The organism is Ensifer sp. Root278 (assembly GCF_001429285.1).
GTDB lineage: Bacteria > Pseudomonadota > Alphaproteobacteria > Rhizobiales > Rhizobiaceae > Ensifer.
Genome location: NZ_LMJJ01000040.1, coordinates 333,316 through 350,454, shown reverse-complemented (window position 1 = coordinate 350,454; position 17,139 = coordinate 333,316). Strand labels below are relative to the sequence as shown.

Annotated in this window: 14 protein-coding genes; 1 reads left to right on the top strand and 13 read right to left on the bottom strand. The window is 63.6% G+C overall.

Annotated features, from left to right (window positions below; all coding sequences use genetic code 11):
- Nucleotides 1–115: 115 nt before the first annotated feature.
- Nucleotides 116–802: an aquaporin Z gene (aqpZ, locus tag ASE60_RS23465; RefSeq protein WP_057253478.1), complete on the bottom strand. Its 687-nt coding sequence runs from the start codon at nucleotides 800–802 to the stop codon at nucleotides 116–118.
- A gap of 323 nt (nucleotides 803–1,125) precedes the next feature.
- Here aqpZ and ASE60_RS23460 point away from each other — a divergent pair, with 323 nt between their 5' ends.
- Nucleotides 1,126–2,436, top strand: a complete 1,311-nt coding sequence (locus ASE60_RS23460; RefSeq protein ID WP_057253476.1) for an MFS transporter — start codon at nucleotides 1,126–1,128, stop codon at nucleotides 2,434–2,436.
- Nucleotides 2,437–2,744: 308 nt separating this feature from the next.
- On the opposite strand, the gene murB is transcribed toward ASE60_RS23460, so the two are convergent.
- The 12 genes from murB to mraZ form a co-directional block, all read right to left on the bottom strand.
- On the bottom strand, nucleotides 2,745–3,719 hold the full coding sequence (gene murB / locus ASE60_RS23455) for a UDP-N-acetylmuramate dehydrogenase (RefSeq protein ID WP_057253474.1): 975 nt from the start codon (nucleotides 3,717–3,719) through the stop codon (nucleotides 2,745–2,747).
- Between the two features lie 2 nt (nucleotides 3,720–3,721).
- Nucleotides 3,722–5,131 carry a UDP-N-acetylmuramate--L-alanine ligase gene (gene murC, locus ASE60_RS23450; RefSeq protein WP_057253472.1) on the bottom strand — a complete coding sequence of 470 codons (1,410 nt, stop codon included), beginning with the start codon at nucleotides 5,129–5,131 and terminating at the stop codon, nucleotides 3,722–3,724.
- Nucleotides 5,128–6,252: an undecaprenyldiphospho-muramoylpentapeptide beta-N-acetylglucosaminyltransferase gene (gene murG, locus ASE60_RS23445; RefSeq protein WP_057253470.1), complete on the bottom strand. Its 1,125-nt coding sequence runs from the start codon at nucleotides 6,250–6,252 to the stop codon at nucleotides 5,128–5,130. Before murG ends, murC begins: the two co-directional genes overlap by 4 nt.
- A gap of 3 nt (nucleotides 6,253–6,255) precedes the next feature.
- Complete coding sequence (gene ftsW / locus ASE60_RS23440; RefSeq protein ID WP_057253468.1) at nucleotides 6,256–7,410, bottom strand: putative lipid II flippase FtsW; 1,155 nt, start codon at nucleotides 7,408–7,410, stop codon at nucleotides 6,256–6,258.
- Nucleotides 7,411–7,513: 103 nt separating this feature from the next.
- Complete coding sequence (gene murD, locus ASE60_RS23435; protein WP_057253467.1) at nucleotides 7,514–8,905, bottom strand: UDP-N-acetylmuramoyl-L-alanine--D-glutamate ligase; 1,392 nt, start codon at nucleotides 8,903–8,905, stop codon at nucleotides 7,514–7,516.
- Between the two features lie 7 nt (nucleotides 8,906–8,912).
- Entirely contained in the window at nucleotides 8,913–10,013 is a 1,101-nt protein-coding gene (gene mraY, locus ASE60_RS23430) for a phospho-N-acetylmuramoyl-pentapeptide-transferase (protein ID WP_057253465.1), read from the bottom strand.
- Between the two features lie 250 nt (nucleotides 10,014–10,263).
- Nucleotides 10,264–11,703 carry a UDP-N-acetylmuramoylalanyl-D-glutamyl-2,6-diaminopimelate--D-alanyl-D-alanine ligase gene (locus ASE60_RS23425; protein WP_057253464.1) on the bottom strand — a complete coding sequence of 480 codons (1,440 nt, stop codon included), beginning with the start codon at nucleotides 11,701–11,703 and terminating at the stop codon, nucleotides 10,264–10,266.
- Nucleotide 11,704: 1 nt separating this feature from the next.
- Nucleotides 11,705–13,168 (bottom strand): UDP-N-acetylmuramoyl-L-alanyl-D-glutamate--2,6-diaminopimelate ligase, encoded by a 1,464-nt coding sequence (locus ASE60_RS23420; RefSeq protein WP_057254378.1) that lies wholly within the window; start codon nucleotides 13,166–13,168, stop codon nucleotides 11,705–11,707.
- Between the two features lie 66 nt (nucleotides 13,169–13,234).
- Complete coding sequence (locus tag ASE60_RS23415) at nucleotides 13,235–14,983, bottom strand: penicillin-binding protein 2 (protein WP_057253461.1); 1,749 nt, start codon at nucleotides 14,981–14,983, stop codon at nucleotides 13,235–13,237.
- Nucleotides 14,983–15,366 (bottom strand): hypothetical protein, encoded by a 384-nt coding sequence (locus ASE60_RS23410; RefSeq protein WP_057253459.1) that lies wholly within the window; start codon nucleotides 15,364–15,366, stop codon nucleotides 14,983–14,985. The genes ASE60_RS23415 and ASE60_RS23410 overlap by 1 nt, the downstream gene beginning before the upstream one ends.
- Before the next feature lie 6 nt (nucleotides 15,367–15,372).
- The gene (gene rsmH, locus ASE60_RS23405; protein WP_057253457.1) at nucleotides 15,373–16,398 is read right to left on the bottom strand and encodes a 16S rRNA (cytosine(1402)-N(4))-methyltransferase RsmH; all 1,026 of its coding nucleotides are present in this window, start codon (nucleotides 16,396–16,398) and stop codon (nucleotides 15,373–15,375) included.
- 14 nt (nucleotides 16,399–16,412) lie between these two features.
- Nucleotides 16,413–16,853 carry a division/cell wall cluster transcriptional repressor MraZ gene (mraZ, locus tag ASE60_RS23400; RefSeq protein ID WP_057253455.1) on the bottom strand — a complete coding sequence of 147 codons (441 nt, stop codon included), beginning with the start codon at nucleotides 16,851–16,853 and terminating at the stop codon, nucleotides 16,413–16,415.
- Between the last annotated feature and the right edge of the window lie 286 nt (nucleotides 16,854–17,139).

Here is a 17,139-nt window from a genome sequence, read left to right as displayed (position 1 = left end):
GCGGGAGATCAAAGGGTTGCGGAGCAATCCTGAATCGAATGCGTAACAAGCGAAAAAAATGAAAAACCCGCCGCAAACGAGGCGGCGGGCTCCAATCTGACGATGCGATGAGGGATTAGTCGTCGTCGCCGACGATCTTCCAGACGATGCCGGCGATTGCCGCGCCGACGATCGGCGCCACCCAGAACAGCCATAGCTGTGCCAGCGCCCAATCGCCGACGAAGAGCGCCTGCCCCGTCGAGCGGGCCGGGTTGACCGAAGTGTTCGTCACCGGGATCGAGACCAGGTGAATAAGGGTGAGCGCCAGGCCGATGGCGATCGGCGCGAAGCCGGCCGGCACGCGGCCATGGGTGGAGCCGAGAATGATGAACAGGAAGAAGAAGGTCAGCATCACCTCGGCGACGAGCGCTGATGTCAGCGAATAGCCGCCCGGCGAATGTTCGCCATAGCCATTGGCGGCAAAACCGCCGAGCTGGAAACCGGCCTTGCCGCTGGCGATCAGATAGAGCACGCCGGCAGCGGCGATCGCGCCCAGCACCTGGGAGACAACGTAGCCGACGAGCTTGTGGGACGGAAACTTGCCGGCGACCATCAGCCCAACCGAAACGGCCGGATTGAAGTGTCCACCGGAGATGCCGCCGACCGCATAGGCCATGGTGAGTACGGTGAGACCAAAAGCAAAAGAAACGCCGAGCAGGCCGATGCCGACCTCAGGAAAGGCAGCCGCCAGCACCGCGCTGCCGCAACCGCCGAAAACGAGCCAGAATGTACCCAGAAATTCCGCAGAAAGCCTTTTGAACATGCATTCGCTCCTGAAAAACGAAGCCGATCGCTTCAAGTGCCCAGAGTTTGCCACAATTTGATTCCGGTCAAGATGGGTTGTGAGGCGATGTCAAACGCGCGCAAAAGGTGAAATCGACCAAGCGCAGCTCAATATATTGCCCAAGGAACAGGCAGCCCCAACCTCTGCCGCAGAGAGCCATGCACCAGCGGAATAATGCTGCGCATGACGCCGATATCGTTCGCATTTCTTACGGTTTCAGGGTTTCGTCATGCCGAAACTTGCGTTAATAGCCCTCAACCGCCTCCCAAGACGGTATGAAATCCATATCAGGAACCATCATAATGACAGACGCGACAACCTCCCTGTCGCCGAAGGACAATGCGTCGAAGCACGCGGCAGTGAACTCCCCTGCCCGGGTGCTGTTCGCAAGCCTCGTCGGCACGACCATCGAATTCTTCGACTTCTACGTTTACGCCACCGCCGCAGTGCTGGTCTTTCCGCACCTGTTCTTCCCGACCGCCGACCCGACCTCGGCAATGCTGCAGTCCTTCGCGACCTTCTCGATTGCCTTCTTCGCCCGCCCCTTCGGCGCCGTCATCTTCGGCCATTTCGGCGACAAGGTCGGCCGCAAGGCGACGCTCGTGGCGGCACTGATGACCATGGGCATATCTACCGTCGTGATCGGCCTTTTGCCGACCTATGCGACGATCGGCGTCGCAGCGCCCCTGCTCTTGGCCCTTTGCCGTTTCGGCCAGGGCCTCGGCCTCGGCGGCGAATGGGGTGGCGCTGTGCTGCTCGCCACCGAAAACGCGCCCGAGGGCAAGCGCAGCTGGTACGCCATGTTCCCGCAGCTCGGCGCCCCGATCGGTTTCATCCTGTCGGCCGGCACCTTCCTGATCCTCGGCGAAGTCATGAGCAATGAAGCCTTCCTCGCCTGGGGCTGGCGCGTGCCCTTCATCGCCAGCATCCTGCTGGTCGCCGTCGGCCTCTATGTCCGGCTGAAGATCACCGAGACGCCGGAGTTCCAGAAGGCGGTAGACAAGCACGAGCGCGTGCAGGTTCCGATCGCCGAGATCTTCCGCTTCCACAAGCGCAGCCTCGTGCTCGGCACCTTCGTGGCGCTCGCGACCTTCGTGCTGTTCTATCTGATGACGGTGTTCTCGCTCTCCTGGGGCACGGCAAAGCTCGGCTACTCGCGCGAGCAGTTCCTCGTCGTACAGATGACCGGCGTCGTCTTCTTCGGCCTGATGATCCCGGTCGCCGGCATCCTTTCGGACCGGTTCGGCCGCCGCCTGATCCTGATCGTCACCACCATCGGCATCGGCGTCTTCGGCCTCTTCATGGCACCGCTGCTGGCCGGCGGCATCGGTGGCGCCTTCCTGTTCTCGATCATCGGCCTCGGCCTCATGGGCCTCACCTACGGCCCGATCGGCGCAGCGCTTGCCGCCCCCTTCCCGACCTCGGTGCGCTACACCGGCGCGTCCATGACCTTTAATCTCGCCGGCATCTTCGGCGCGTCTCTGGCGCCCTACATCGCCACCTGGCTCGCCACCAACTACAGCCTGGATTACGTCGGCTACTACCTGCTGGCCGCCGCCGCCATCACGCTGCTTTGCCTCGTGCTGTCGACGGAAGACGAGGTTTCGGCCTGAGATCTGTTTGGCTGCGCAGCGCGCGGCTGACCACAAACAAGAAGAGCCGCAGCGGCAACGCTGCGGCTCTTTGTGATTGGGGATGGGGCCGAGGAGGAATGTCCTCTCCCGTTGCCCCACCCACCTGCCGTCATCTCGGGCTTGACCCGAGGATCCACGCCCGGGCCACCCGTATGTTGGGCGGAGCATGAATGCTCGGGTCAAGCCCGAGCATGACGGAGAGTGAGGAACGCGCATTCGCCTGAAAGCAAAAGGGCCGCAGCGCTTCCGCCGCGGCCCTTCCCATTCATCTCTCGCAACCCAACCGTTCAGGCGATGCCGCGGCCGAGGAATTCCTTGATCTCGTAGCCCGGCATGAAGGTGCCGATGCGCTTGATTTCCCATTCGAGCCGTACACCCGAATGTTCGAGCACCTGCTGGCGCACGGTTTCGCCGAGATATTCGAGCTCGTAGCCGGTCGCCTGGCCGGTATTGATCATGAAATTGCAGTGCAGCGGCGACATCTGCGCGCTGCCGACCATGAGCCCCCGGCACCCGGCTTCGTCGATCAACTTCCAGGCCGAGTGGCCCTCCGGGTTCTTGAAGGTCGAACCGCCGGTCTTTTCGCGGATCGGTTGGACCGTTTCGCGATGTTGACGCACCGCATCCATGTCGGTGCGGATCTTGTTCTTGTCCTCGGCGTAACCTTCGAAGACCGCGTGGGTGAAGATCAGATCCTTTGGTGCCGACAAATGGCGATAGGCGTAGCCCATATCGGCATTCGACAGCACATGCTGGTTGCCCTGGCGGTCGACGGCATGGACTTCGACGACACGCTCACGGGTCTCCGTGCCGTTGGCGCCGGCGTTCATGCGCAGTGCGCCGCCGAGCGAGCCGGGGATGCCGTAGAAGAAGTAGAATCCCCCGATGCCGTGATCGAGCGCCATGGCTGCGATGTTCTTGTCCGGGCAGATGGCGCCGGCCTTGATGCGATTTTCGCCGACGAGCTCGAGATCGCCGAAGCCCTTGGCCGAGAGGCGGATGACAACGCCGGGAATGCCGCCGTCGCGCACGAGCAGGTTCGAGCCGACACCGACCACCATGACCGGCACTTCGGCCGGAACCAGCTTCAGGAAGGTGACGAGATCATCCGTGTCGTGCGGCTGGAACATCAGCTCGGCAAGGCCGCCGGCGCGGAACCAGGTGACGCGATCCATCGGCGCGTCGGGCGTGATGCGGCCGCGCACAGCGCTGACACCGCTTCCGAGCGATTCCAGTAGTTTCTGACCGTTGACCTGTTTCATGCTCAAATTCCTGAAATATCCGCGAGTTCCTTAGGCAGGGCAGCCGCCCAGTAGGTGATGCTGCCAGCCCCCAAGAGAACCACAAAATCGCCGGGCTGTGCAATCTTGCTGACAACCGGGGCAATCGCTTCCGGACCGGAGACGTAACGGGCGTCGCGATGGCCGCCGGCCTTGATGCGATCCACCAGCTCCTCGGCCGTCGCGCCCGGTATCGCTTCTTCGCCGGCCGCATAGACCGGCGCGATCAGGATCGTGTCGGCATCGTTGAAGCAGGCGGAGAATTCCTGGAACAGGCTCGAAAGGCGCGAGTAGCGATGCGGCTGGTGCACGGCGATGATTCGCCCCTGGCAGGCCTCGCGCGCGGCCCTTAAGACCGCCTTGATCTCGACCGGATGGTGGCCGTAGTCGTCATAGACGCGCACGCCGTTCCATTCGCCGGTCAGCGTGAAGCGGCGCTTGACGCCGCTGAAAGAGGCAAGCCCCCTGGCGATCGCTTCCGGGCTGATGCCGAGGCGCTGCGCAACCGCAATCGCCGCAGTCGCGTTCGATACGTTGTGGCGCCCGGGCATCGGCAGGCGCAGATCCTTCATCGGGATCACCTGACCGGTGCGGCGACGGCGGATCTCGATGTCGAAGATCGAGGTGCCGTTCTCCATGCGGATGTTGTGGAAACGCACGTCGGCCTGCGGGTTCTCGCCGTAGGTCACGACCTTGCGGTCCTCGATATTGCCGACCATGGTCTGCACTTCCGGATGATCGAGGCAGAGCACGCCGAAACCGTAGAACGGCACGTTCTCGACGAACTGTCGGAAGGCGGCGCGCACCGCGTCGAAATTGCCGTAGTGGTCGAGATGTTCGGGGTCGATATTGGTGACGACGGCCACATCGGCCGGCAGCTTCAGGAAAGTGCCATCGGATTCGTCGGCCTCCACCACCATCCACTCGCCCTCGCCCATGCGGGCATTGGTGCCATAGGCATTGATGATGCCGCCGTTGATGACCGTCGGGTCGAGATTGCCGGCTTCGAGCAGCGCCGCAACCATGGAAGTCGTCGTCGTCTTGCCATGCGTACCGCCGATCGCGATCGCGTTGCGGAAGCGCATGAGCTCGGCGAGCATTTCGGCGCGACGCACGACGGGAAGGAATTTCTCGCGGGCGACGATCAGTTCCGGATTGTCCTTCTTGATTGCGGTCGAAACGACGATCACTTCGGCGTCGCCGAGATTTTCGGCCTTGTGGCCGACGAAGACCTCGATGCCCTTGGCGCGCAAGCGCTGCACATTGGCGCTGTCGGCCTGGTCGGAACCCTGCACGCGGTGGCCGAGATTGTGAAGGACCTCGGCGATGCCGCTCATGCCGATGCCGCCGATACCGATGAAATGGACCAGCCCGATGGTTTTCGGCATTTTCATGAGCGTGTTTCCCTGAATTTCTCGACTGTCAAACCGCTGGCAATAGCCTCTACGAGGGATGCAAGCAAGCTTGCTGCGTCCGGCTTGCCGGTTTCCCGGGCGTTTGCCGCCATCTGGGCGAGCGATTGCGGGTTGCCGATCGCATCCTTGAGGATGCCTGCAAGGCGGTCGGCCGTGAGTTCACCTTGAGCGATCACCCGCGCGCCACCCTTGGCGGCGAGTGCTGCGGCATTGGCCGCCTGATCGTGGTCGAGCGCATAGGGATAGGGCACCAGGATCGCCGGGCGACCGATGACCGCAAGCTCGGAAACCGTCGAGGCGCCGGAGCGGCAGATGACGAGTTGGGCACCGGCGATGCGCTCGGCCATGTCCGTGAAGAACGGCGAGACCTCGGCCGGTACGCCAAGCTTCTCGTAAGTGGCGATCACGCCGTCCCTGTCTTCCGGGCGCGCCTGCTGGGTGACCTTGAACCGCTGGCGAACGTCGTCCTCGAGCCGGCAGATCGCCTGCGGGACCGCCTTGGAGAAGTATTGCGCGCCCTGGCTGCCGCCGAAGACGACAAGATGGAACGGCGCGTCGCCGCTGGCGGCGGCATAGGGCGAATTGGCGGCGGCCAGCACGGCCGGGCGCACCGGATTGCCGGTTGTCACGGTCTTCGCGGCAAAGGCGCCCGTACCTTCCGGCAGGAAGCCGCCGGCGATCGCCTTGACGCGCGAAGCCAGCGCCTTGTTGGCCCGGCCCATGACGGCATTCTGCTCATGGATGATCGACGGCACGCCCATGCCGGTTGCGGCAAGCAGCGGCGGAACGGTCGGATAGCCGCCGAAGCCGACGACGGCCTTGGGCTTAAGCCGCGCGATCAGCTTGCGCGCGGCGCGCATGCCGGTCCACAGCGTCCAGAGCGACTTCGCAACACTGATTGGGTTCTTCGAGCCGATCGTCGCCGAGGGCACGACATGCACCTCGTCGGCCGGGAACTTGCCGGCATAACGCTCTGCGCGGCTGTCGGTGACGAGATGGACCGAATAGCCATTGGCCTTCAGTTCGTGGGCCAGCGCCTCCGCCGGAAACAGGTGGCCGCCGGTACCGCCGGCGGCGAGCAGGATGATGCCTTTAGTCATGTTTTACTCCGCCGGCACACCAATGCCGGACCGAAACAGGCTGCGCTCCACGGCGCGCTTCTCCGGACGGTGACGAGTCAAAGCCAGGATGAAGCCGGCAGTGACGCAGATCGCCACCATGGACGAGCCACCATAGGAGATCAGCGGCAGGGTCATGCCCTTGGCCGGGAGCAGTTCGAGGTTCACGCCGATGTTGATCATCGACTGGATGCCGATCTGGAGAACCAGGCCGGCAACGGCGAACCGGTTGAAGTCGTTGCGTTCGCGGAAGGCATGGTTGAGGCCGCGCATCACCAGGAAGGCGAAGATCAGCACGATGACCATGCAAAAGACGATGCCGAATTCCTCGGCCGCAACGGAAAAGACGAAGTCGGTATGGCTGTCCGGGATGATGCGCTTGACGATGCCTTCGCCAGGACCCCGGCCGAACCAGTCGCCGCGAATGATCGCCTCGCGTGCGGTATCCATCTGGAAGGTGTCGCCCTCGCCGGTCAGGAACTTGTCGATACGGGCCGCCACGTGCGGCAGCATCGTATAGGCGACGAAGAAACCGCCGAGCGCAGCACCGCCGAGCAGGATGATCCACAGCCAGGGCATGCCGGCCATGAAGAACATGCCGCCCCAGACCGCGGTCGTCAGGATCGTCTGGCCAAGGTCGGGCTGGGCGACGAGAAGCGCTGCGACGATGCCGAAGAGCAGGATGGCAAAGAGATTGCCGGGGATTTCCGGTTGGCGCGCATGTTCGGAGAAGAGCCAGGCGCAGACGACGACAAAGGCCGGCTTCATGAATTCCGAGGGCTGGATCGAGATGCCGGCGATGGAAAGCCAGCGCATCGAGCCCTTCACCTCCTCGCCGATGAAGAGCACCAGCACCATCATCGCGAGCGAGCCGCCGAGAAGCAGGATCGCAGCGCGCCTGACCTGGCGCGGCGAGAGGAAGGAGATACCGACCATCACCACCAGTGACGGCAAGAGGAAGAGCGCGTGACGCTTGACGAAGTGGAAGCTGTCGAGGCCGATGCGCTCGGCGACGGCGGGGCTTGCGGCGAAGGACAGCATGAAGCCGACGCCCATCAACAGGATGAAGGTCGCCAGAAAGAACCTGTCGATCGTCCAGAACCAGTCGGCCACGGGGCCACGTTCGGCTCGGCTTACCATCTTGTCAGTCCCCTTCTCCGGCGCCTCTTGCGCCCCACGTCCGAATACCTGCACCCGCTTCCGTTTCGACCGGTGCCTTCAGCACCAGCCTGACGGTGACGGACTAAATCAGCATCGTCACGCCATCGATCGCGCGCACATGGCCGACAAACGCATCGCCGCGCACCTCGAAGTTCTTATACTGGTCGAAGCTTGCGCAAGCCGGGGATAACATCACCGCCGAAGGGCCGGCTTCGTCCTTGCCTGCCTCTGCGGCCGCATGCGCCACCGCCTGCTCCAGCGTGCCCGAAATTTCGTAAGGAACCGCCTCGCCGAGCGTCGCCGCAAAGGCAGGCGCCGCCTCGCCGATCAGATAGGCCTTGACGATCTTCGGGAAGAAGGGCGCAAGCGTCGTGATGCCCCCTTCCTTCGGTAGACCGCCGGCAATCCAGTAGATGCGCTCATAGCTCGAAAGCGCCGGCGCTGCCGCGTCGGCATTGGTCGCCTTGCTGTCGTTGACGAACACGACCGCGCCCTTACGCCCGACCGGCTGCATGCGGTGCTTGAGACCGGGGAAGCTCTTCAGCCCGTCGCGGATCTCCACCGCGCTGACGCCAACTGCGAGGCAGGCGGCAATGGCAGCCGCCGCGTTCTGGGCGTTGTGGCCGCCGCGCAAAGTCTGAATACCGTCGAGATCGACGAACAGGCTGGACGTGCCGCCTTCTGCCTTCAGGATGCGCGAGCCTTCGGCATAAAGACCATTGGCAAGCACATGGCGGCGCGAGATCCGGACCGTCTTCGTGCCCGCGCGCTCCACCCGGTCGGCGATCAGGGCCGAGAAGCTGTCGTCGACGCCGACGATGGCCGTGCCGCTGCCGGCGACCAGCCGCTCCTTGATGTCGGCGTAGTGCTGCATCGTGCCGTGGCGATCGAGGTGGTCGGGCGTGAGGTTCAGGAGAATGCCGGCGCTCGGGTTGAGAGTCGGCGCCAGATCGATCTGGTAGGACGAGCACTCGACCACGTAGAAGCGGCCGGCCTTGGGCGGATCGAGCGTCAGAACCGCCGTGCCGATATTGCCGCCGAGCTGGGTGTCGCGACCGCTTTCCTTCAGGATATGCGCGATCAGCGCCGTTGTCGTCGACTTGCCGTTGGTGCCGGTAATCGCGATGAACGGGCAATCGGGCGCATGCGCGCGGCGTTCGCGCACGAAGAGCTCGACGTCGCCGATGATCTCGACGCCCGAAGCATGGGCGAGATCCACCGTCCAGTGCGGCTTCGGATGGGTGAGCGGCACGCCCGGCGAAAGCACGAAGGCGGCAAAGCCGGACCACTCGACCGTGCGCAGGTCCGCCGTCGGCACGCCGGCGGCGGAAGCCTTGGCGACGCTGTCCGGGTTATCGTCCCAGGCGGTGACGTCCGCGCCACCCGCGACCAGCGCCTGCGCCGTTGCGAGCCCCGAGCCGCCGAGCCCGAAAAGAGCGACCTTCCTGCCGCTGAATGTGGAGACCGGGATCATCGTCCGCTCACCGCAGCTTGAGGGTGGAGAGGCCGACCATCGCCAGGATGACGGCGATGATCCAGAAACGGATCACAACCTGGCTTTCGGTCCAGCCCTTCTTTTCGAAGTGGTGGTGGATCGGCGCCATCAGGAAGACACGACGGCCGGTGCGCTTGAACCAGAACACCTGGATGATGACCGACAGGGTTTCCATCACGAAGAGGCCGCCGATGATGACCATGACGATCTCGTGCTTAACGGCAACGGCAACGGTGCCAATCAGGCCGCCAAGTGCGAGCGACCCGGTATCGCCCATGAAGATTGCCGCCGGCGGCGCGTTGAACCAGAGGAAGCCGAGGCCGGCGCCGATGACGGCGCCGAGGATGACGGCAAGCTCGCCGGTGCCAGGCACGAAATGGATCTGCAGGTAGTTGGCAAAGACCGCGTTGCCGGCGAGATAGGCGATCAGGCCAAAGGCAGCGGCGGCGATCATGACCGGCACGATCGCAAGGCCGTCGAGACCGTCGGTCAGGTTCACGGCATTGCCGGCGCCGACGATAACGAAGCCACCGAACAGCACGAAGAAATAGCCGAGATTGATCACCAGGTCCTTGAAGAAGGGGAACGTGACCGAGGAGCCGAAGGTCGAGCCGGCGGTACCGCTCGAAAGCGAAGCCTGCATCATGAAGAACACCGCAATCGCTGCGATGATGAATTCGAAGCCGAGGCGCGCCTTGCCGGAAAAGCCCTTGTCCGACTGCTTGGTGACCTTGAGGTAGTCGTCATAGAAGCCGATGGCGCCGAAACCGAGGGTGACGAGCAGGGTCGAGACCACATAGACGCTGGAAAGATCGGCCCAGAGCAGCGACGAGACGACGATGCCGGCCAGAATCATCAGGCCGCCCATGGTCGGCGTGCCGGCCTTCTTGAAATGCGTCTGCGGCCCGTCGGCACGGATCGGCTGGCCCTTGCCCTGGCGGATGCGCAGCGAAGCGATCATCGCAGGGCCGAACAGGAAGACGATCATGGCCGAGGTGAAGAGCGCCGCGCCGGTGCGGAAGGTGATGTAGCGAAAAAGATTGAAAAACTGAAAGTGGTCCGCCAGTTCCACGAGCCAAATGAGCATAAGGGACCTTTCCCCAAAGGTTTAGCAATAGACGTCGTCCAACAGAATCATCTGAAAAACGATACGCATTACAGCGCCCCGCGTCTAACTAGACGCGCAAAGGTCGCTGTAACAATTTGATCCGCTGCATAATTTTTCCCCTAAATCGATTCCGATTTAAGGAGGTATGCAGCAGCATGCGAAGTGTTCGGGCGCGCCCACCTAACCCCAGGCTGTATCCACCGCGCCCATCATGGGTGGTGTCGCCGGCTTATTCCTCGGCTTCAGGTCCCTCGGTATCCGCTGCCGGATAGGTCTCGATCAGCGCCTGCACGATCTTGGCGCAGCCGGTCCCCTTCGACGACTTGATCATGATGACATCGCCGGGCGCGACGGCGGCCAGCGCATACGTCTTCAGGTCCTCGACGCTCTCGCGATAGATCACGGAGACCTCGGGCGGCAGCGCATCACGCAGATGCGCCATCAAAGGTCCGGCAAGCCAGACATCGGTGATACCGGCTTCGACGAGCGGACGGGCGAGTGCGGCATGCACCTCGACGGCGTGTTCGCCCATTTCCAGCATGTCGCCGAGCACGGCGATGCGGCGGCCGCCGACCGGCGGTTCGCTGTCGCGCAGGAGCGCGATCGCCGCCCGCATCGAGCTCGGATTGGCATTGTAGCTCTCGTCGATCACCTTCAGCGTGCCGGTGCCGATCACTAGCGTATGGCGTCGCCCCCTGCCCGTTTCCGCCTGCATGGTCGCAAGGGCCGAAGCCGCATAGTCGAGATCGCCGCCGGCAAGCTTCACCGCTGCCAGAACGGCCACCGCGTTCTCGGCAATGTGCCGTCCGGGCGCGCCGATCGCCACCTCCAGCGTCCGACCACCGATGCCGGCCCAGAGAATGGAGCCTTCCGGACCGCCACTGAATTCGACCAGGCGGAATTCGGCCTTGGGATTGGCGCCGAAGGAATGGATGTGGCTGACGCCGGCCGTAGCCGCGGCATTTTCCAGAAGCTTGTATTGAGGGCTGTCGTGAATGATCAGCGCATGGCCGCCATTGACGACACCTTCGAAGATCTCGGCCTTGGCCTCGGCGATCTCATCGAGGCTCTTGAAGTTGCCGAGGTGGGCGGCGGCGATGCTCGTCACCATGGCCACATGCGGACGGACCATGGCAGTCAACGGCCGGATCTCGCCCGGATGGTTCATGCCGATCTCGAAGATGCCGAAGTCGGTTGCCTCGGGCATGCGCGCGAGCGTCAGCGGCACGCCCCAGTGGTTGTTGAAGGATGCGACCGAAGCATGCACGCGGCCCTGGGGCTTGAGCACATGGCGCAGCATCTCCTTGGTCGTCGTCTTGCCCACCGAACCGGTGACGGCGATGATCTTGGCGGCGCTGCGGTCGCGCGCCGCGCAACCCAGCCGGATCATCGCTTCGAGCACGTCGTCGACGACGATCATCGGCGCGTTGAGGCGTCCGAGCGCCGGCAACTTGCCTTCGCTGACGACCAGCACCGCCGCGCCATTGGCGAGCGCAATGCCGGCATAGTCGTGGCCATCGACGCGATCGCCCTTGATCGCGAAGAAAGCTTCGCCCTTGCCGATCGAACGGCTATCGATCGAAATACCCGAGATGCCCTCGGGCAGGTTGCCAACCGGCCGGCCGTTCATCGCGGCCAGGAGATCGCTGCTTGTCCAGAGCCAGTTCAAATCACAAGCCTCCCAATGCCTTGCGGACCTCCGCATGATCCGAGAAGGGCAGCGTCACGGAGCCGACCGTCTGGCCCTCCTCGTGTCCCTTCCCGGCAACGATCAGCGTGTCGCCGGTCTTCAGCATGCCGACCGCCGTGCGGATCGCCTGGGCGCGGTCGCCGATCTCGATTGCGCCCTTGGCAGCAGTCATGATTTCGGCGCGGATCCCCTCGGGAACTTCCGAACGCGGATTGTCGTCGGTCACGATCGTCACATCGGCAAGCCTTGTCGCGATCTCGCCCATGATCGGGCGCTTGCCCTTGTCGCGGTCGCCGCCGCAGCCGAAGACCACGACGACGCGGCCGGTGGTGAACGGACGCACCGAGGCCAGCACGTTTTCGAGCGCATCCGGCTTGTGGGCGTAGTCGACATAGGCGAGCGCGCCATCCTTGGTCTGGCCGACCAGCTCGAGGCGACCGGAGGCGCCCTGCAGCTTTTCAAGCGCCGAGAAGGCCGCCTTGGCGCTGATGCCGGTCGACATGGCGAGACCCGCCGCGACCAAAGCGTTGGCCACCTGGAAATCGCCGGCGAGCGGAATGTGGACTTCGAAGATGTCGTCGCCGACATGCACTTCGGCCGATTGCTTGTGGCGGAAGTGCTCGACGCGCTTCAGCGAGATGAAATCGCCCTTGCGGCCGACGGTGCGCACATCGAGCTTCGCCTTGCGGGCAGCGGCGATCGCCTGGTCCGACCATTGGTCGTCGGCAAAGATCACCGCCGGCGCACCCTTCGGCAGCAGGGCATTGAACAGCCGCATCTTGGAGGCCATGTAGTGCTCGACCGTCGGATGATAGTCCATGTGGTCGCGACCGAGATTGGTGAAGGCGGCGGCCGAAAGGCGAACGCCGTCGAGACGGCTCTGGTCGAGGCCATGGCTGGAGGCTTCCATCGCCGCATGGGTGACGCCGGCATCGGCAAGCTCGGCCAAGAGCTTGTGCAGCGACACCGGGTCGGGCGTCGTCAGCGAGCCGTAATCGTTGCGGCCTGGAGCGACGACACCGGTCGTGCCGATCATCGCGGCCGCGAAGCCCGAATGCGCCCAGATCTGGCGGGTGAAGGAGGCGACCGAGGTCTTGCCGGCGGTGCCGGTCACGGCGACCATGGTTTCCGGCTGGCGGCCATAGAAGGCGGCAGCGGCGCGCGCCAGGAAAGCGCGGGGCTCAGAGAGCTTCAGGACCGGCGCCGACGAGGCATCGGCGTCCGAGCCCGCTTCGGTGACGACGGCGACCGCGCCGCGCTTCAGCGCGTCGGCAATATAGGTGCTGCCATTGGCCTTGCTGCCGGTAACTGCGACGAAGAGATCCCCTGGCTGAACCTGCCGACTATCGGCCGTCAGTCCGGCAACGTCGATATCGGCGGCAGCGCCGCCCAGTTGCGCCGAAAGTTCCGGGAAGTTCGATCCCGCCAGGTCTTTGATCTTCATGAACGCACGTCTCGCATCGATTTCGATCCGCAAGAATCGCGAATCGTCCGCTTTCTCATTTCATGTCTAATAAGACACAAGCAAGGCAGAACCGTCTTCTCCAAACTTTGGTTCGACACCGAGCAGCGGCGCGGAGCGGCTGATGATGTCGCGAACCATGGGAGCAGCGTTCGAGCCTGCCGTGCGCCCGCCACCCTCGCCGGTCTTCGGCGCGTCGATGAAGGTCAGCACGATGTATTTCGGGTTGTCGATCGGGAAGGCCGCGAGGAAGGCGTTGAAGTTCTGGTCGCTGGCATAGCGGCCATTGACCACCTTGTCGGCCGTACCGGTCTTGCCACCGACGTTGAAGCCCGGCACCAGCGCACGCTTGCCCGAGCCGGCAATGCCGTTCCAGCGCAAGAGGAAGCGCATGTCGTCGCTAGTGCTCTTCTTGACCACCGGCGTGGCGACTGCGTTGGCCTGCTCCTCGGTGCGCGGCAGGAAGGTCGGCTCGATCAGCTTGCCGCCGTTGACGAGTGCAGCACCCGCAACCGCCGTCTGCAGCGGCGTCGTCGAGACGCCGTGGCCGAAGGAGATCGTGACCGAGTTGATCTTCTTCCATTCGCGCGGCTGCGTCGGGGTTTTCACCTCCGGCAGCTCGGTCGGCAGCTTCGAAAGCAGACCGATGCGCGTCAGGAATTCCTTGTGGCCGGGAATGCCGATGAGGTCAGCGATCTTGGCCGTGCCGATGTTCGACGAATACTGGAAGATTTCAGGCACGGTCAGCACGCGGCGCTTGCCGTGGAAGTCCTTGATGGTGAAGCCGCCGATGCGGATCGGCGCCGAAGCGTCGAAGCTGTCGTTGAGCGTGACCTTGCCCGAATCCAGCCCCATGGCGATGGTGAAGGTCTTGAAGGTGGAGCCCATTTCGAACGTGCCGTTCGACATGCGGTTCATCCAGCCTTCTTCCGCACCTTCGGCCGGCTTGTTGGGGTCGTAGTCGGGAACGGACGCCATCGCCAGCACTTCGCCGGTGTTGACGTCGAGCACGACGGCACCGGCTGCCAGCGCCTGGTAGTTCTTCATGCCGGCGTCGATGACGTCGCGCACGATGTTCTGCACGCGCACGTCGATCGAGAGCTTCACCGGCTCGAGCTTGGCGTCGCTGGTCATGCCGATCGCGGCAAGGTCGGCGAGCCCCTGGCTGTCGATGTAGCGCTCCATGCCGGCAACGCCGCGGTTGTCGATGTTGACGTGGCCAAGAATATGCGCGGCGGTGTGGCCGCCGGGATAGAAGCGGCGCTTTTCCGGACGGAAGCCGACGCCGGGAATGCCGAGCGCCAGGATCTCGCTCTGCTGCTTCGGGGTCAACTGGCGGCGCAGCCACTGGAAGCGCGATTTCGACTTCAGCTTGTTGTAGATTTCGCGCGCATTGATATCAGGCAGAACCGTCGACAGGCGCTCGACTGCCTCGTCGGCATCGACGATCTTGTGCGGCTCGGCATAGAGCGAAACGGTGCGGATGTCGGTCGCGAGGATCTCGCCGTTGCGGTCGAGAATGTCTGGACGCGAGGCCATCAGGTTGTCGGCCCGGCCGATGCTGGAAACCGTTTCCGGCTGCGCCATGCCGTATTGCACCAGGCGCCCGCCGATGACGGCATAGACGATGCCGAAGCTCGCGATCACGATGGCGACGCGGTTCTTCGCCTGATTGGTGGTCTTCTTGCGCGTCCCTTGAAAGGTGACGTTGAGGCCGCTTTCGGCCGGCCGGTTGTTGCCGCCTGCCGAGAAATGCGCCTTGCTCTTCAATACCATGATGCGGGAGAGAAACGACATCAGCGCGCCACCGAGCCAGTTGCCATGTTATCGGTCTTGTTGATGATCGAGGCGATACCGTCCTTCGCCGACTTGTCTTCCGGCACCGGCAGATCCGCCTTCAGCATCGGCAGTTCCTGCGGCTGGGCGAGCTGTGTGGAAGGCGTCGGCGCAAGCTGCAGGTCGGCACCGAAGGTACCGACCAGACGCTCCAGCCGGTTCGGCTGCGTCAAGAGCGCCCAGTCGGCGCGAAGCAGATCGATCGTGTCCTCTTCAAGCTTGATCGCCACGTCGAGCTTGCGGACTTCCTCAAGCTTGTTTTCGGCGCGATGCTTGATCGTATAGGTCACCGTCGCGGCGGCCGTCATGACGACGATCAGAACGATATCGAGCGTTCGAAGCATGTCTTGTCAGCCCCCCAACCGTGCAAGGCTTGCCAGTTCCGGCAGATTGAAAATGGATAGATCGTTTCCCGGCGACGCGGCTTGCGTGCGGATGCCGGCGCGCAGCTTCGCAGAGCGGGCACGCGGATTGAGGGACGCTTCTTCCTCGCTGGCTGCCACCATGGGCTTGCCAACCGGCGTGAAGGTTGCCGCGCGCGCCGAAACCATCGGCAGATGGCGCGAACCGCTCGCCTTGCCGGAGCGATCCTGGAAGAAGGCCTTGACGATGCGGTCTTCGAGCGAATGGAAGGTGACAACGACAAGACGGCCGCCTGGCTTCAGCGCCTTTTCGGCGGCAAACAGCGCTTGAGCGAGCTCGCCGAGTTCGTCGTTGACGAAAACGCGCAGCGCCTGGAAGACGCGGGTCGCCGGATGGATCTTGTCTTTTGCCTTGCGCGGCGTCACCACCTCGATCAGGCCCGCAAGGTCGCGGGTCGTCTCGAAGGGCTGCTCGGCCCGGCGCTTCTCGATTGCGCGGGCAATGCGGCCCGCCTGCTTCTCTTCGCCGAGAAAACCGAAGATGCGGATGAGATCGGAGACCTTGGCACGGTTGACGACATCGGCGGCCGAAACGCCCGAGGCCGACATGCGCATGTCGAGCGGCCCCTTCTTCTGGAAGGAGAAGCCGCGCTCTGCCTCATCGATCTGCATCGAGGAAACGCCGATATCGAGCACGACGCCGTCCAGCCCCTCGGCCGGCGCATAGGCGGCAAGTTCGGAGAACTGCGAATGAATAAGCTTCAGCCGTCCGCCCCACTCGGCGACCTGCTTCTCGCCGGCGGCAATCGCCGTCGGGTCGCGGTCGAGCGCGATGACGTCGGCGCCGGCCTTGAGGATTGCGGAGCTGTAGCCGCCCGCACCGAAGGTGCCATCGAGGATGACCTTGCCGGGCGCAGGCTCGAGCGCCGCGAGAACCTCCGACAGGAGGACGGGAATGTGACGAACCGGTCCGCCTTCGGCTTCAGGAATACCTCCGCCTTGTTCCGTCACCATTCCGCCTCTCCATTCTAGTCTGGACGCAACCCCCGTGATTTGCGCCCTTCCCGGGCCACCGCCTGCGCCTTGACAAAGGCCTGCGGCTCCCAGAGCTGAAAATAATCGCCCCGCCCGACGAACATCACGTCGGTCGAGATTCCGGTGAAGTCGCGGATGAAATCCGTCACCATCAACCGGCCTTCCGGATCGAGCTTCACGAAGACGCCACCCCCATGAACGAGCAGCGACATCTCGTTGGCCTCCGAGGAAAACGGATCCTCGGCCGCCATCTGCTTCTCGAACCGATCCAGGAGCTCCGGCCCGCCGACGCTGATCGCCGGGAAGACGAAATCCTGAAAACAGTATAGCTCCCGGACGCCCCCATCCGACAGCACGGAACGAAACGCCGAGGGAACGGAAACCCGTCCCTTCGCATCGATCCGATTGGCAGCATGTGACAAGAAGCGGTTCATAACGCGAAACGGCCGCCCAAGACTGACGGGCCACAATCATCGACCCGCGAGAACACGTAACCGCACACACAAGACACCCCTGCCGGACACCGGAATGTCCGCCTACCCTCCGAAGCCGGAAGGCACTGGATTCTTGCGATGTTGGGCCGCGAAGCAGCCCCTGCGCAGTGCCATTATGGGATATCATGGGACCATATGGGCGTCAATGGGAATGAGCTCGTAAACAGCCGTCGGGCTGATCAAATATTGATAGGTTGTTAAGTTTAACGAAGGGTTACGAAGAGAC

Bases quoted from the DNA above. Each gene is read 5' to 3' on its own strand.
- aqpZ (WP_057253478.1), bottom strand. From the start codon at position 802: ATGTTCAAAAGGCTTTCTGCGGAATTTCTGGGTACATTCTGGCTCGTT.
- ASE60_RS23460 (WP_057253476.1), top strand. From the start codon at position 1,126: ATGACAGACGCGACAACCTCCCTGTCGCCGAAGGACAATGCGTCGAAG.
- murB (WP_057253474.1), bottom strand. From the start codon at position 3,719: ATGAAACAGGTCAACGGTCAGAAACTACTGGAATCGCTCGGAAGCGGT.
- murC (WP_057253472.1), bottom strand. From the start codon at position 5,131: ATGAAAATGCCGAAAACCATCGGGCTGGTCCATTTCATCGGTATCGGC.
- murG (WP_057253470.1), bottom strand. From the start codon at position 6,252: ATGACTAAAGGCATCATCCTGCTCGCCGCCGGCGGTACCGGCGGCCAC.
- ftsW (WP_057253468.1), bottom strand. From the start codon at position 7,410: ATGGTAAGCCGAGCCGAACGTGGCCCCGTGGCCGACTGGTTCTGGACG.
- murD (WP_057253467.1), bottom strand. From the start codon at position 8,905: ATGATCCCGGTCTCCACATTCAGCGGCAGGAAGGTCGCTCTTTTCGGG.
- mraY (WP_057253465.1), bottom strand. From the start codon at position 10,013: ATGCTCATTTGGCTCGTGGAACTGGCGGACCACTTTCAGTTTTTCAAT.
- ASE60_RS23420 (WP_057254378.1), bottom strand. From the start codon at position 13,168: ATGAAGATCAAAGACCTGGCGGGATCGAACTTCCCGGAACTTTCGGCG.
- ASE60_RS23415 (WP_057253461.1), bottom strand. From the start codon at position 14,983: ATGTCGTTTCTCTCCCGCATCATGGTATTGAAGAGCAAGGCGCATTTC.
- ASE60_RS23410 (WP_057253459.1), bottom strand. From the start codon at position 15,366: ATGCTTCGAACGCTCGATATCGTTCTGATCGTCGTCATGACGGCCGCC.
- rsmH (WP_057253457.1), bottom strand. From the start codon at position 16,398: ATGGTGACGGAACAAGGCGGAGGTATTCCTGAAGCCGAAGGCGGACCG.
- mraZ (WP_057253455.1), bottom strand. From the start codon at position 16,853: ATGAACCGCTTCTTGTCACATGCTGCCAATCGGATCGATGCGAAGGGA.